Source organism: Corynebacterium sp. HMSC068G04 (genome assembly GCF_001814885.1).
Taxonomy (GTDB): domain Bacteria; phylum Actinomycetota; class Actinomycetes; order Mycobacteriales; family Mycobacteriaceae; genus Corynebacterium; species Corynebacterium hiratae.
Genome location: NZ_KV818294.1, coordinates 23,064 through 36,191, shown reverse-complemented (window position 1 = coordinate 36,191; position 13,128 = coordinate 23,064). Strand labels below are relative to the sequence as shown.

13 protein-coding genes are annotated in these 13,128 nt (G+C 57.3%); 10 read left to right on the top strand and 3 right to left on the bottom strand.

The window, feature by feature from the left end:
• The first annotated feature begins 6 nt into the window (after nt 1-6).
• Genes HMPREF2993_RS01940 through HMPREF2993_RS01930 form a run of 3 tightly spaced genes read left to right on the top strand, consistent with a single transcriptional unit; the run spans nt 7 to nt 2,941 of the window.
• A complete protein-coding gene (locus tag HMPREF2993_RS01940; RefSeq protein ID WP_083306493.1) occupies nt 7-1,056 on the top strand; it encodes a FecCD family ABC transporter permease in 1,050 nt (349 codons plus the stop codon).
• Nucleotides 1,057-1,061: 5 nt separating this feature from the next.
• Nucleotides 1,062-2,141 carry a FecCD family ABC transporter permease gene (locus HMPREF2993_RS01935; RefSeq protein WP_046647392.1) on the top strand — a complete coding sequence of 360 codons (1,080 nt, stop codon included), beginning with the start codon at nt 1,062-1,064 and terminating at the stop codon, nt 2,139-2,141.
• The gene (locus HMPREF2993_RS01930) at nt 2,138-2,941 is read left to right on the top strand and encodes an ABC transporter ATP-binding protein (protein ID WP_046647391.1); all 804 of its coding nucleotides are present in this window, start codon (nt 2,138-2,140) and stop codon (nt 2,939-2,941) included. Before HMPREF2993_RS01935 ends, HMPREF2993_RS01930 begins: the two co-directional genes overlap by 4 nt.
• Here HMPREF2993_RS01930 and HMPREF2993_RS14000 read toward each other — a convergent pair.
• A complete protein-coding gene (locus tag HMPREF2993_RS14000) occupies nt 2,930-3,304 on the bottom strand; it encodes an Lrp/AsnC ligand binding domain-containing protein (protein ID WP_198525906.1) in 375 nt (124 codons plus the stop codon). The two genes, HMPREF2993_RS01930 and HMPREF2993_RS14000, sit on opposite strands and share 12 nt — an antisense overlap.
• A gap of 732 nt (nt 3,305-4,036) precedes the next feature.
• On the opposite strand from HMPREF2993_RS14000, the gene HMPREF2993_RS01915 reads away from it, so the two are divergent.
• Nucleotides 4,037-4,762 (top strand): fructosamine kinase family protein, encoded by a 726-nt coding sequence (locus tag HMPREF2993_RS01915; protein WP_175973587.1) that lies wholly within the window; start codon nt 4,037-4,039, stop codon nt 4,760-4,762.
• Nucleotides 4,763-4,778: 16 nt separating this feature from the next.
• On the opposite strand, the gene nadE is transcribed toward HMPREF2993_RS01915, so the two are convergent.
• Nucleotides 4,779-5,594: an ammonia-dependent NAD(+) synthetase gene (nadE, locus tag HMPREF2993_RS01910; RefSeq protein WP_369799707.1), complete on the bottom strand. Its 816-nt coding sequence runs from the start codon at nt 5,592-5,594 to the stop codon at nt 4,779-4,781.
• Nucleotides 5,595-5,811: 217 nt separating this feature from the next.
• On the opposite strand from nadE, the gene ykgO reads away from it, so the two are divergent.
• The 4 genes from ykgO (at nt 5,812) to nrdE (ending at nt 9,276) form a co-directional block, all read left to right on the top strand.
• Nucleotides 5,812-5,934: a type B 50S ribosomal protein L36 gene (ykgO, locus tag HMPREF2993_RS01905; RefSeq protein ID WP_003847162.1), complete on the top strand. Its 123-nt coding sequence runs from the start codon at nt 5,812-5,814 to the stop codon at nt 5,932-5,934.
• Between the two features lie 441 nt (nt 5,935-6,375).
• Nucleotides 6,376-6,615 (top strand): glutaredoxin-like protein NrdH, encoded by a 240-nt coding sequence (gene nrdH / locus HMPREF2993_RS01900; RefSeq protein WP_046647387.1) that lies wholly within the window; start codon nt 6,376-6,378, stop codon nt 6,613-6,615.
• A 9-nt stretch (nt 6,616-6,624) separates the two neighbouring features.
• The gene (gene nrdI, locus HMPREF2993_RS01895) at nt 6,625-7,050 is read left to right on the top strand and encodes a class Ib ribonucleoside-diphosphate reductase assembly flavoprotein NrdI (protein ID WP_070680979.1); all 426 of its coding nucleotides are present in this window, start codon (nt 6,625-6,627) and stop codon (nt 7,048-7,050) included.
• 63 nt (nt 7,051-7,113) lie between these two features.
• Complete coding sequence (nrdE, locus tag HMPREF2993_RS01890) at nt 7,114-9,276, top strand: class 1b ribonucleoside-diphosphate reductase subunit alpha (RefSeq protein WP_049155858.1); 2,163 nt, start codon at nt 7,114-7,116, stop codon at nt 9,274-9,276.
• Here nrdE and HMPREF2993_RS01885 read toward each other — a convergent pair.
• A complete protein-coding gene (locus HMPREF2993_RS01885; protein WP_070700736.1) occupies nt 9,273-9,962 on the bottom strand; it encodes a FadR/GntR family transcriptional regulator in 690 nt (229 codons plus the stop codon). The two genes, nrdE and HMPREF2993_RS01885, sit on opposite strands and share 4 nt — an antisense overlap.
• 123 nt (nt 9,963-10,085) lie before the next feature.
• Between HMPREF2993_RS01885 and nrdF the strand changes: the two genes are divergently transcribed.
• Both nrdF and ctaD read left to right on the top strand, forming a co-directional pair.
• Nucleotides 10,086-11,075, top strand: a complete 990-nt coding sequence (gene nrdF / locus HMPREF2993_RS01880) for a class 1b ribonucleoside-diphosphate reductase subunit beta (RefSeq protein ID WP_046647383.1) — start codon at nt 10,086-10,088, stop codon at nt 11,073-11,075.
• A gap of 351 nt (nt 11,076-11,426) precedes the next feature.
• A complete protein-coding gene (gene ctaD, locus HMPREF2993_RS01875) occupies nt 11,427-13,118 on the top strand; it encodes an aa3-type cytochrome oxidase subunit I (RefSeq protein WP_070509772.1) in 1,692 nt (563 codons plus the stop codon).
• Nucleotides 13,119-13,128: the final 10 nt, after the last annotated feature.

Sequence of the window (13,128 nt, the reverse complement as noted above, 5' to 3'; positions counted from 1 at the left end):
TCTTTTATGCCAGCAAGTTCCACCACCTCCACAGCCCCGAAGGCTGTGGAAAGGCCAGTTGCTCCGGCCAACCGGCTCATTGGTTTCATTATCATTGCGGTCTTATGTGCCGGTGCGCTGGTGTTGAGCATGATGGTGGGCTCACGCAGCATTCCACCGTCGGATGTTTTTCATTATCTGATTAACCCGGATCCGGCGGATCCGGTATCGCAGGTGGTCTGGCAGTCTCGCGTTCCACGTACTTTCCTGGTGTTGGTTGCCGGTAGTGCGTTGGGGGTCGCGGGTGGTTTGATGCAGGCTGTGACCAGAAACCCAATGACGGACCCGGGGATTTTGGGCGTTAATGCGGGTGCTTCTCTCATGGTGGTTGTTGGCCTGGCATTTTTTGGGGTTACAGATATCTCCCAGTACATGTGGTGGTCTTTTGCTGGTGCGATTGTGACCTCGGCGGTGGTCTTCGCCATTGGCAACAGTGGTCCATTGCGTGGCAGTCCGGTGCGCATGACCTTGTCCGGTGTGGCATTGGGGGCGGTGCTGGGCGGTTTTGCATCCGCGGTGTTGCTGACCAATTCAGAAGTTTTGGAACGCATGCGTGGCTGGTCAGCGGGCACCACAGCATCGCAGCCTCTCGATGCCACCTTGTCCATCACCCCATTTATCTTGGTAGGCTTGCTTATTGCGCTGGCCAGCACTCGCGCATTGGATGTGCTTTCACTGGGTGAAGCGGCATCGGTTGCTATGGGCGCGCACCCGCAAAGAACCAGGCTGGTGGTATTGGTAGCAATTGCACTGCTAGCCGGTGGCGCTACTGCGGCGGCGGGGCCCATCGGATTTATTGGGCTGTTGGCACCACATCTATCCCGCATGATCGTGGGCCCACATCAAGGGTGGATTATGGCCTATTCAATCGTCTTGGCCCCAGCGGTTTTGGGCGTGAGTGATGTTATAGGTCGCGTGATTACTGCTGGGGAAGTGCCCGTGGGAGTAGTAACTGCATTCGTTGGCGCACCGCTGTTGATTTACATGGTGCGTAAGTACCGCATTCCGGAGGTTTAAGCGCGATGGTTCACACAACGAATCCGGATACGAAGCAAGAGCTTGAATTCGGGCGAAAGATTTTCCGCATCGGTCCCAAAGAACGCCCGGTGATGCTTATCGGGGTGCGCACAGCTGTCGTCACAGGTGGACTCTTATTGGCGACTGCGCTGATTGCGGTGTACTCCTTGGTTGATGGTTCTGCATCCATCACCGTTGGTGAAGCGTTCCAGGCGTTGACCGGCAACGGTGATTCCTACACCAACATGATTGTGGTGGAATGGCGCGCACCGCGCACGCTTCTGGCAATCCTGCTGGGCGCAACACTGGCCATGAGTGGAGCTATCTTTCAAAACCTCACCGCGAATCCATTGGGCTCACCGGATGTGATTGGTTTTCAGACCGGTTCCTACACTGGCGCGCTCATCGTCATGTTGATTCTCGGCGGTGGCACCACCGCTACGTTGTTGGGGGCTCTCACTGGAGGTATCGCTACCGCGATGGTGGTGTTCTTCCTTGCCTCCAAGCGCGGATTCGCTGGTGGCGTGCGTCTTATCATCGTTGGCATTGCTGTCAGCGCCATGCTGGCCTCGGTCAACGTGTGGATTTTGCTCACTGCCACGGTGGAAGATGCCATCATGGCGAGTTTGTGGGGCGCGGGAAATCTCTCCGGCACCTCCTGGAATTCGCTGCTGCTGGCATTTTGTGGTTCTGCCGTGTTCATCCTGATGGCAGCACTGCTGGCGCGCCCGATGCGTTTGATGCAGATTGGTATTCCTTTCGCGGTTGCGCTGGGGCAAAACGTCCGCAGGGTGCAACTATTGGCAGTTGTTGCCGGCATCGGATTAACGGCGCTGGCAACTGCCACCGCCGGGCCGATTTCCTTCATCGCGCTGGCCTCGCCCCAGATTGCCCGTCGCCTGGTACACGTTGATGGCCTGGCGCTGGCCCCCACCGCAGCCGTGGGGTCTTTCCTGTTAATACTCGCCGATACGGTTGCCCAAAGAATTGACCCTGAATCCCCGCTCCCAGTAGGTATTGTCACCGTATCCATCGGTGGCGTGTACTTCCTGTGGTTGCTCATGAGAGAAGGCCGACGCAAATGACACGACTTCTAGTAGAAAACGCCCAGCTTGGATACGGCGACAAAGTTATCTGCCCAGGCGTGGATCTTCAGATTCCAGATGGCCAGTTCACGGTCATCGTTGGCCCCAATGCCTGCGGCAAGTCCACTTTGCTCAAGAGCTTGACCCGTTTGATTGCGCCGCAAGAGGGGAAGATTCTTTTAGACGGGCAGTCTTTGCACAAAAAGCCCACCAAAGAAGTAGCGCGTGAAGTGGGTCTTCTGCCGCAAGGCCCGGTTGCCCCGGACGGCATTCGCGTCATCGATCTGGTCTCACGAGGACGCTACCCGCACCAGAGTTTGTTCAAGCCTTGGTCGCCCGAGGATGAGCAGGCGGTGAAAGAGGCCATGGAGGCAACCGGAATTAGGGAGCTTTCAGGCAGGCTTGTCGATGAACTCTCGGGCGGTCAACGCCAACGCGTCTGGATGGCGGTGGCGTTGGCGCAGCAGACGCCAATCTTGCTTCTCGATGAACCTACCACATTCTTAGACGTCAGCTACCAGATTGAGTTGCTGGAACTTTGCCGCATGCTCAACCGGAAACGGGACTACACACTGGTCGCCGTATTGCATGACTTGAACCAGGCAGCGCGCTACGCCGATCACATCATCGCCATGAAAGACGGCGAAGTTGTAGCCACCGGCGATCCTGCAACCGTTATTACTGAAGAGCTCGTGCGCACCGTATTTGGTGTGGATTCTAAGATCATCGCTGACCCAGAGTCTGGAGCACCGTTGATGATCCCAACGTGGAGCCACCAAGTATCAAATTCAAACAGATAATTCTGACGTTAATTTTACCTGTTCCATGTGCACCTCAGTTTTCGCGTTGTGGACGCAATCGATGCGGGTGAGATGGTCGATCTGAAATTGACGATAAGCGGTGAGATCGGCCGCCACTATTCGCAGCATGACATCGCATTCACCAGCCATGAGGTGGCATTCCACGGCTTCTGGAAGTGGCTGACTCTCTTGAATGAATCGCTCAACAGTCTCAAGGTCCTGGCTGGTGAGCCAAACTCTGGCATAGGCGGTAAATCCTTTGCCGACCTTTGTGGGAACAAACAGGGCAACGTAACCCCGAATAATTCCAGCGTTCTCCAGTGCATGGACTCGTCGGATACAAGTGGAAGGGGACAGGTGCACGGCATCCGCGAGTTCATTGACGATTCAATCCAAGCGGAAGTCCACGCTTGAAGACCTGGTGAAACGCCTATTTGATCAAGGGCAGCTTAATCGAGTGTGTGAAGCGTCCTGGGTTTAGTTCCTCAGCTAAGGAAGGATTGAACTATGCCTAGAAGGTATTCCGTTGAGTTCAAGGAGAAGGCTGTCATCCGGCGGCGATGGAATTGCCTAGTGCTCTCTTTTGTAATGCTGTCGCTCTCGTTTAGCCAAAGGTCTATTAGCTGTTCCACGGTTGTGCTGTTTGTCAGCTCTAGCTTCTCTTTTTCAGCGGGGGAGATCCATTTAATCCCCGATGCCTCTGCCTTATCGATGTCTGCCTTATTGCGGTTCAACCAACTTTCGGCGTCCTTCTTTTCTTTAAAGGTGATCGGTGCTCTGTGCAAAATGCCTTGGTGTTTGAAACTGGCACGCCACCTATTTTTTCCGCGTTGCTCAATTCGCCCCCACGAACGATGGGGCTTATACTTCGGGCCTTTTTCTTTTCGTTTTCGTTCTGCATATTGGGGAACCTTCGGGGAACTCTAGCGCCGTTTTGTGTCATATAATGATGTTAGAAATTACCTAAAATAAATGCAGGTTAAATAGGCATAATGCCAGCTAGGCAAGGGGTAATATTTAGAAACCGATGGAATCCCGTTAGCTCCACCAGTGGCCGTCTCTGTTATGGAGCCGGCCTTTTCCTATGCTGGGAACATGGATGTTTTCACCAAGACCGTGTCCCGTCCTGATCAAGCTGGTGCCGAGGCTGCTGGGTTGAGATGGCTGGCGCAGGCGCATGGCGACGTCGTCGTGGACGTCGCCGAAGTCACCCCCACATCTATTAGCACTCGGCGGGTTGAGCAGTCGCGACCGAGTGCCCTCGCTGCCCGCGCTTTTGGTGCTGCGCTCCGTACGGTCCATGAAGCAGGAGCGCCCGCTTTCGGCGCGCCGCCGGCGGGCTGGGAGGGCGCGAATTTCATTGGACGCGTGGAACAACGCTGCGAACCATGCGAATCCTGGGGCGAGTTCTACGCCGAGCAGCGGGTGTCGCCTTTTATAGGAGGACTGCCTCAAGAGCTACAGGGGATAGTTCGACAAGCATGCGAGGCTATAAAAGCCGTTGAGTGGGACGTGAAACCGGCGCGAATTCATGGCGACCTGTGGGCAGGAAACGTATTGTTTACTGCCTCGTCGGCCGTGATGATCGACCCAGCCGCACACGGCGGACACCCGTGGACGGATTTGGCCATGCTGGAGCTATTTGGCACGCCGTACTATGGCGAGATACTGCGTGGTTATGGGGTGGGGGAGGAGTATCACCAGTGGGTGCCGGTGCATCAACTACACCCGCTGGCGGTTCATTCGATGACGCATGGTCCCGCGTATTATGTACCGCTCGAGCGGGCCGCACGTGCCACGCTCGAAGCGTTGGGCGGATAGTCTTCCTTGTGAGGCGTTAGGCACTAGTGGGTCCTGGCGGCATGGCGCGCTTATGGGCGCCGCGGCGCCAGAGGCTTTCGATGCGCTCGCGGGCGTCGTCAGGCACGGCCTTGCCCTCGAGGTAGTCGTCGATATGGGCATAGGTCACGCCGAGTGCTTCCTCATCAGATAGCTGTGGGCGGTCATCCTCCAAGTCGGCGGTAGGAACCTTCTTCCACGTGGACTCGGGTGCCCCGAGGTGCTCGAGAAGTTGAGCGCCCTGACGCTTGTTGAGTCCGGCGAGCGGGATGACGTCAGCGGCGCCGTCGCCCCACTTGGTAAAGAAAGCCGTGACGTTTTCGGCGGCATGGTCGCTTCCGATAACGAGTGCGCCGACCTCACCAGCCACCGCATATTGGGCGGACATGCGCAGGCGTGCCTTGAGATTTCCACGGTTGAAATCGTCCAAATGCTCCGTGTTGAGTGCGGACGCAACGGCGCCGTCGAGAGCCGCTGTGGCGTCCGCGATGTTGATGGTGAGCCGGTAATCGGGCTGGATGAAATCGAGCGCTACTTGCGCATCGTCCTCGTCCGCTTGCGTGCCATGGGGAAGACGTACGGCCCAAAAGTGAGCGCCATCGACACGCTCGACGGCCAGCTGGGCCAAGCGACCGGCAAGGGTAGAATCCTGACCACCGGAAATGCCGAGGACAAAGCCCTGAGCGCCGGTGTTGCGTAGATACGTGGCGAGGAAGTCGACGCGGCGTTCAACCTCCTCTGCCGGATCAATGGAGGGTTTCGCCCCTAGCGCAGCGATGATCTCTTCCTGAAGCTCCCTGGATGCTTGTGTCATAGCGACCATGGTAGCCATCACGCGCGGCGGTGGTCCGAGGGTCTGCGAGGTTGGTTCGAGGAAAAGTTGGCGTGGCTACTTCTCGATGACGTGAGTGTTTTGGTAATGAGGCGCTCGTGGGGTAATATTTTTCCTCGTGTCATTGCTGGGTGTTTGCCCAGCTGTGCTTTGAACTAATCAATCGCATCAAGATTGCGCATAACGAAAGGAGCGCCCGATGAAGGTTCGCAAGTCGCTTCGGTCGCTGAAGAAGAAGCCGGGCGCCCAGGTTATTCGCCGCCACGGTAAGGTCTTCGTGATCAACAAGAAGGATCCGCGCTTCAAGGCTCGCCAGGGCTAAGAAACAAGTGTCCTTGGTCCGCCGTCCCCGCGTTGTGGGGGCGGCGGATTTTTTTATGCCTCCCTTCGCCGGCTGGGATCGGGGGAGGCGTCGCGGGGTGGCCTGCTCCCATTTGTGGACTTTGTCACAAACTGAGTGAACGTTTGGTAAACGTGCAGGGAATATCACCCGTGTAGTTACCGCCGTGGCGGTGGGGGTTGTGGCGGGGTGTCAACATGTGGGGTCGGGCCGAGTTACATCCTGGGAATACCAGCCATGTAACTACTACATATTGTGTTGGTTGCGGGTTGTGGGCACAAAGTATAGTGTCGTTGATGTTGCTCGGGCGGCGGCCCTACATCACCGCTCAGAGCTCGCATGCAGAGCCGCTAAACGCTCTGCTCGTATCGAATTCAACAGTCACTCCGCGTGTAGTGCCGAAGGAAGCTAAAGGAACGTCACATGAGCATCACCCTCTACACCAAGCCAGCTTGTGTCCAGTGCAACGCCACCAAGAAGGCCCTCGACCGTGCTGGCCTCAAATACGAGACGGTGGATATCTCCCTTGATGATGATGCCCGCGACTACGTGATGGCTCTGGGGTACGTCCAAGCGCCGGTCGTTGAGGCGCACGGTGAGCACTGGTCCGGCTTCCGTCCTGACCGCATCAAGGCACTCTCTGCGATGGCGGCGAGCGCCTAGGACAAAACCATGTTGGTCGTGTATTTCTCTTCCGCTACGGAAAACACCCACCGCTTCGTCGAGAAGCTCGGCCTTCCCAGCGTCCGCATCCCGCTGCGTCTCAGCGATGAGCCCATCACTGTGAATGAACCCTACGTCTTGATTTGTCCGACGTATGGGGGAGGGGCATCGATGAGTGGGCGGAACACGCGGCCTGTCCCCAAGCAAGTTATTCGTTTCCTGAATGACGAACACAACCGCGGTTTCATTCGTGCTGTCGTCGCTGGAGGTAACAGCAACTTCGGCAGTGACTTTGGCAAGGCCGGCGAGGTCATCGCAGCCAAGTGTAAGGTTCCTTATGTGTACCGCTTCGAACTTCTCGGAACCGAGGAAGATGTCACAATTTGCCGTGAAGGCCTCTTGGCCAACGCGGCCGCTTTAGGTTTAGCCGCCTAAGGCTTTAATTCCTACCAACCCATCTCTCCATTTCGCCATAGCAAAGAAAGGCCCGTGAACGTCGTGACCACGCAACTGGGTAAGACCGTCGCTGAACCTGTGAAGCCGGAAGAGCAGCTGGACTACCATGCGCTCAACGCCCTGCTGAACCTGTATGACGAGAATGGCAAGATTCAGTTCGACAAGGACCGCGAGGCCGCGAACCAGTTCTTCCTCCAGCACGTCAACCAGAACACAGTCTACTTCCATGACTTGGAAGAAAAGATGCGCTACCTGGTAGAAAACAAGTACTACGAGCCGGGACTGATCGAGCAGTATGACTTTGAGTTCATCAAGTCCCTGTTTAAGCGCGCCTACGCCTTTAAGTTCCGCTTTAAGACCTTCCTGGGTGCCTACAAGTACTACACCTCCTACACGTTGAAGACCTTCGACGGTCGCCGCTACCTCGAGCGCTTCGAGGACCGTGTATCTATGACTGCCTTGTTCCTGGCTGACGGAGACACGAAGCTGGCAGAGCGCCTCGTCGATGAGATCATGACCGGCCGCTTCCAGCCGGCCACCCCGACGTTCCTCAACGCCGGCAAGGCACAGCGCGGCGAGCTAGTGTCTTGTTTCCTGTTGCGCATCGAGGACAATATGGAGTCGATCGGCCGCTCCATTAACTCTGCTCTGCAGTTGTCCAAGCGCGGTGGCGGCGTCGCTCTGCTGCTGTCCAATATCCGCGAGTCTGGTGCACCCATCAAGCACATCGAGAACCAGTCTTCCGGCGTCATCCCCGTAATGAAGCTGCTCGAGGATTCCTTTTCCTACGCCAACCAGCTGGGCGCTCGCCAGGGAGCTGGTGCGGTCTACCTCAACGCGCATCACCCAGACATCATGAACTTCCTCGACACCAAGCGTGAGAACGCGGATGAGAAGATCCGTATCAAGACTCTCTCGCTCGGCATCGTGATCCCGGATATTACATTCGAGTTGGCAAAGAACAACGACGACATGTACCTGTTCAGCCCGTACGATGTTGAGCGCGTCTACGGTAAGGCCTTCGGCGATATTTCCGTCACTGAGCACTACGAAGAGATGGTCGAGGATCCGCGTATTCGCAAGAAGAAGATCAACGCTCGCCACTTCTTCCAGACCGTCGCGGAGCTACAGTTCGAGTCCGGATACCCGTACATCATGTTCGAGGACACCGTGAACCGTGCCAACCCGGTCAAGACTGGGCGCATCAACATGTCGAACCTCTGCTCGGAGATTCTGCAGGTGAACTCCCCGTCGGAGCTCAACGAGGACCTCACCTACAAGACCTTGGGCAGCGACATTTCCTGCAACCTTGGATCCCTCAACATCGCCGCGACCATGGATTCCCCGGATTTCGCCCTCACGGTGGAAACGGCCATCCGCGGTTTGACCGCCGTGGCCGACAAGACCTCCATCAACTCCGTGCCTTCCGTGCGCAAGGGCAACGATGATTCCCACGCCATTGGCCTGGGGCAGATGAACCTGCACGGCTATCTCGGTCGCGAGCACATCGAGTACGGCTCGGAGGAAGGCCTCGATTTCACCAACGCCTACTTTGCGGCCATCATGTATGCCGCGCTGCGCGCATCTAACAAGCTGGCGCGTGAACGCGGCGAGTACTTCACGGAGTTCCCGGAATCTGAATACGCGAGCGGCGAATTCTTCGACCGCTACGATCCGGCCGACTTTGCTCCCCGCACGGAGAAGGTCAAGGAACTCTTCGCTAAGTCGTCCATCCACACCCCGTCGGTAGAGGAGTGGGCGGAGCTGAAGGCGGACGTCGCCAAGCATGGCATTTACAACCGCAACCTGCAGGCGGTGCCGCCGACGGGCTCGATTTCCTATATCAATAACTCGACCTCCTCGATCCACCCGATCGCGTCCAAGATCGAGATTCGTAAGGAAGGCAAGATCGGCCGCGTCTACTATCCGGCGCCGCACATGGACAACGACAACCTGGAGTACTTCAAGGACTCCTACGAGATCGGCTACGAGAAGATCATCGACACCTACGCCGAGGCTACGAAGTACGTTGATCAAGGTCTGTCGCTGACGCTGTTCTTCAAGGACACCGCCACTACCCGCGATATCAACCGCGCCCAGATTTACGCGTGGCGCAAGGGTATTAAGACCCTCTACTACATCCGCCTGCGCCAGATGGCTCTGGAGGGAACCGAGGTTGAGGGCTGCGTTTCCTGCATGCTCTAATCCTTATTCGCACGCGCCTCAAGCAAGATGGCGCGTGCGATTTTTTCTGCCCCAGGTGAGTCGCCTCGGACGATGGCTTCCGCCAAATCGAGGTGGAGCTGGGCGGTACCGGCCGTCGGGTTTCGCTTGCGGGAACCATAGAGTGAACGCCCGCGCACCATGGACAGCAGATAGGGGCTCAGCGCTGAGAACATCTCATTGCCTGAGGCGTGGAGGACCATGGCGTGGAATCGTAGATCTGTGGCGAGGTGCTCGCCGACGCGCCGCGTGGGTGTGACCTGGAGACGCTGGGCCAACTCCAGAATCTCTTCCTTATCTTCAGGGGAGGCATGCTGTGCGGCTAAGCCCGCGGCGACAGGCTCGATGGCGAGGCGCAGATCATTAAGGGAGGTGCGCTGGCTATCGCGCGCTTTCTCTGAGCCCAGGCGCCACGAAATGATAGCGGGATCGTAGACCGCCCATTCGCTGATGGGGAGCACTGTAATGCCGACGCGGCGCGAGGAAGAGACCATTCCTAGTTGCTCCAGTGCGCGCATGGCTTCGCGCGCCACGGTTCGGGAAATACCGAAGCGCTCGCAGAGGTCGTTGAGCGTAAAACGTTCACCGGCGGGGAGGGCGCCACTGACGATGTCAGTGCCCAGCGCGTCCAAAACAGTGCTGAGTAGGGGAGCGGAGGGTTCAGTCATTCCATCGAAATCGGGGTCGTGGGAGTATGGCTTAAGTATAAAACATGCAGGAATTTTGGCCCCTAGTTTTACCGGGTACGATGGCACCAGACTTATAAAAACTAGTAAGACGAGGTGACGCGCGTGTCTCACGAGTACGACGATTACATCGCCAGCCACGAGGCTCCGGTGAAGGCAATCAACTGGAACACCATTCCAGATGAGAAGGATCTTGAGGTGTGGGATCGTCTAACCGGCAACTTCTGGCTCCCAGAGAAGGTCCCGGTGTCCAACGACATCCAGAGCTGGAAGACGCTCACGGAGAAGGAGCAGGAGACCACCATGCGCGTCTTCGCTGGCCTGACGTTGCTTGACACTATCCAGGGCACCGTGGGTGCGGTATCGCTGCTTCCCGACGCCGTCACGCCCCACGAAGAGGCCGTCTACACCAACATCGCCTTCATGGAGTCGGTGCACGCGAAGTCCTACTCCAATATCTTCATGACACTGGCGTCGACCCCGATGATCAACGATGCTTTCCGCTGGTCTGAGGAAAATGAGAACCTGCAGCGCAAGGCCAAGATTGTTATGTCCTACTACCAGGGTGACAATCCGCTGAAGAAGAAGGTCGCTTCCACGCTGTTGGAGTCCTTCCTCTTCTACTCTGGTTTCTTCCTGCCAATGCACTTCTCTTCGCGCGCGAAGCTGACGAACACCGCTGATATCATTCGCCTGATCATCCGTGATGAGGCCGTCCACGGCTATTACATCGGCTACAAGTTCCAGCAGGGGTACAAGAAGCTGTCGGGGCCGGAGCAGGAAGAGATGAAGGGCTACGCCTTCGACCTGCTCTACGACCTCTATGAGAACGAGATCGACTACACAGAGGATCTGTATGACGAGCTGGGCTGGACCGAGGATGTGAAGCGCTTCCTGCGCTACAACGCCAACAAGGCACTGAATAACCTCGGCTTCGAGGGGCTGTTCCCGGCTGATGAGACCCGCGTGTCTCCGGCCATCCTGTCCTCGCTGTCCCCGAACGCGGACGAGAACCACGACTTCTTCTCCGGCTCCGGCTCCTCCTATGTCATTGGTAAGGCGGAGGAAACGACCGATGATGACTGGGACTTCTAGCTAGTTCCTCGCATTTACCTGTCGCCGTACCGCACCTTCTGGCAGGGATCATCCGAAAGGTTGATTCTTTCAGGGGGTGCGTTTTCGGGTTTTGGGGGACGACACCCCCGCGTTGCTGTGTTCTAGATCACCGTATGCTAGGGCGTAGTGTGGGCAGTTGGCCACGTACATGGCGTTATCTGCTCCAAACGGGGTTAGCAAGGTTGGCGGAAAATAACAGAGCGCTGGAAATTCGGCCCTGAGGTGGCCTAATATAATGCGAGTAAACCTAGGTGTTTGACCACTGAGCGTGTGGCGCGAGAAAACGCGTGATGCCGATGTGGTTAAGCACTTGTTCTTCAGGAGGATTTTATGACCGCTGTGGCGCCACGGCTCGACGATTACGTCGCGCCTACACGTCCAGAGCCGACTGGTAACGCAAAGACCGGTTCCAAGGCTTGGATGATGCTAACCACCACCGACCACAAGCAGCTGGGCATCATGTACATGATCATGTCCTTCAGCTTCTTCTTCCTCGGTGGATTCATGGCTCTGCTGCTTCGCGCTGAGCTTTTCACCCCAGGACTGCAGTTCCTGTCCAACGAGCAGTTCAACCAGCTGTTCACCATGCACGGCACTGTCATGCTGCTGCTGTTTGCTACACCAGTGGTGTGGGCATTCGGTAACTACGTTATGCCCCTGCAGATTGGCGCACCGGACGTGGCCTTCCCGCGTCTGAACGCCTTCGGCTTCTGGATTACCCTGACCGGCGGCATTGTTATGCTCGCGGGCTTCTTGACCCCGGGCGGCGCTGCTGACTTCGGCTGGACCATGTACATGCCGCTGGCTGATTCCGTCCACACCCCGGGCATCGGCGCGGACATGTGGATCGTTGGTGTGGGCGCTACCGGTGTCGGTACCATTGCTTCCGCCATCAACATGATCACCACGATTCTCACCCTGCGTGCGCCGGGCATGACCATGTTCCGTCTGCCGGTTTTCACCTGGGCTATCTTTACCGCTTCCATCATCGTGCTGATGATCTTCCCGCTGCTGACTGCTGCGGCTCTGGGTGTTCTGTATGACCGCAAGCTGGGCGGCCACATCTATGACTCTGCCAACGGCGGCGCCATCCTGTGGCAGCACCTCTTCTGGTTCTTCGGCCACCCGGAGGTCTACGTCCTCGCACTGCCGTTCTTCGGCATTATCTCTGAGATTGTCCCGGTCTTCTCCCGTAAGCCAGTCTTCGGCTACATCGGCCTCGTCTTCGCTCTGCTGGCCATTGGTGCGCTGTCCATGGCTGTGTGGGCACACCACATGTTCGTGACTGGCGCCATCCTGCTGCCGTTCTTCTCCTTTATGACCTTCCTGATTGCGGTTCCGACCGGCGTGAAGTTCTTCAACTGGGTCGGCACCATGTGGAAGGGTCACATCACCTGGGATACCCCGATGATCTTCGCCATGGGCTTCCTGACCACCTTCCTCTTCGGTGGTATGACCGGTATTATGCTGGCCTCCCCGGCGCTGGACTTCCACCTCGCAGAGTCCTACTTCCTTATCGCTCACTTCCACTACACCCTGTTCGGTACCGTGGTCTTCTCCGCCTTCGGTGGTCTGTACTTCTGGTTCCCGAAGATGACCGGCCGCATGTTGGATGAGCGTCTGGGCAAGATCCACTTCTGGCTGACCTTCATCGGCTTCCACGGCACCTTCCTGGTTCAGCACTGGGTGGGCAACATGGGTATGCCGCGTCGTTACGCCGACTACCTGGAGTCTGATGGCTTCACGGTCTTCAACCAGATTTCCACCATCTTCTCCTTCGTTCTCGGCGCCTCGGTTATTCCGCTGGTATGGAACGTCTTCAAGTCCTGGCGCTACGGCGAGATCGTCACTGTGGACGATCCGTGGGGCTACGGCAACTCCCTCGAGTGGGCTACCTCCTGCCCGCCGCCGCGCCACAACTTCGTGTCCCTGCCGCGCATCCGTTCTGAGCGCCCGGCCTTCGAGCTGCACTACCCGCACATGGTTAAGCGCATGCGCGAGGAAGCACACGTCGGGCACTAAGCACTCACTA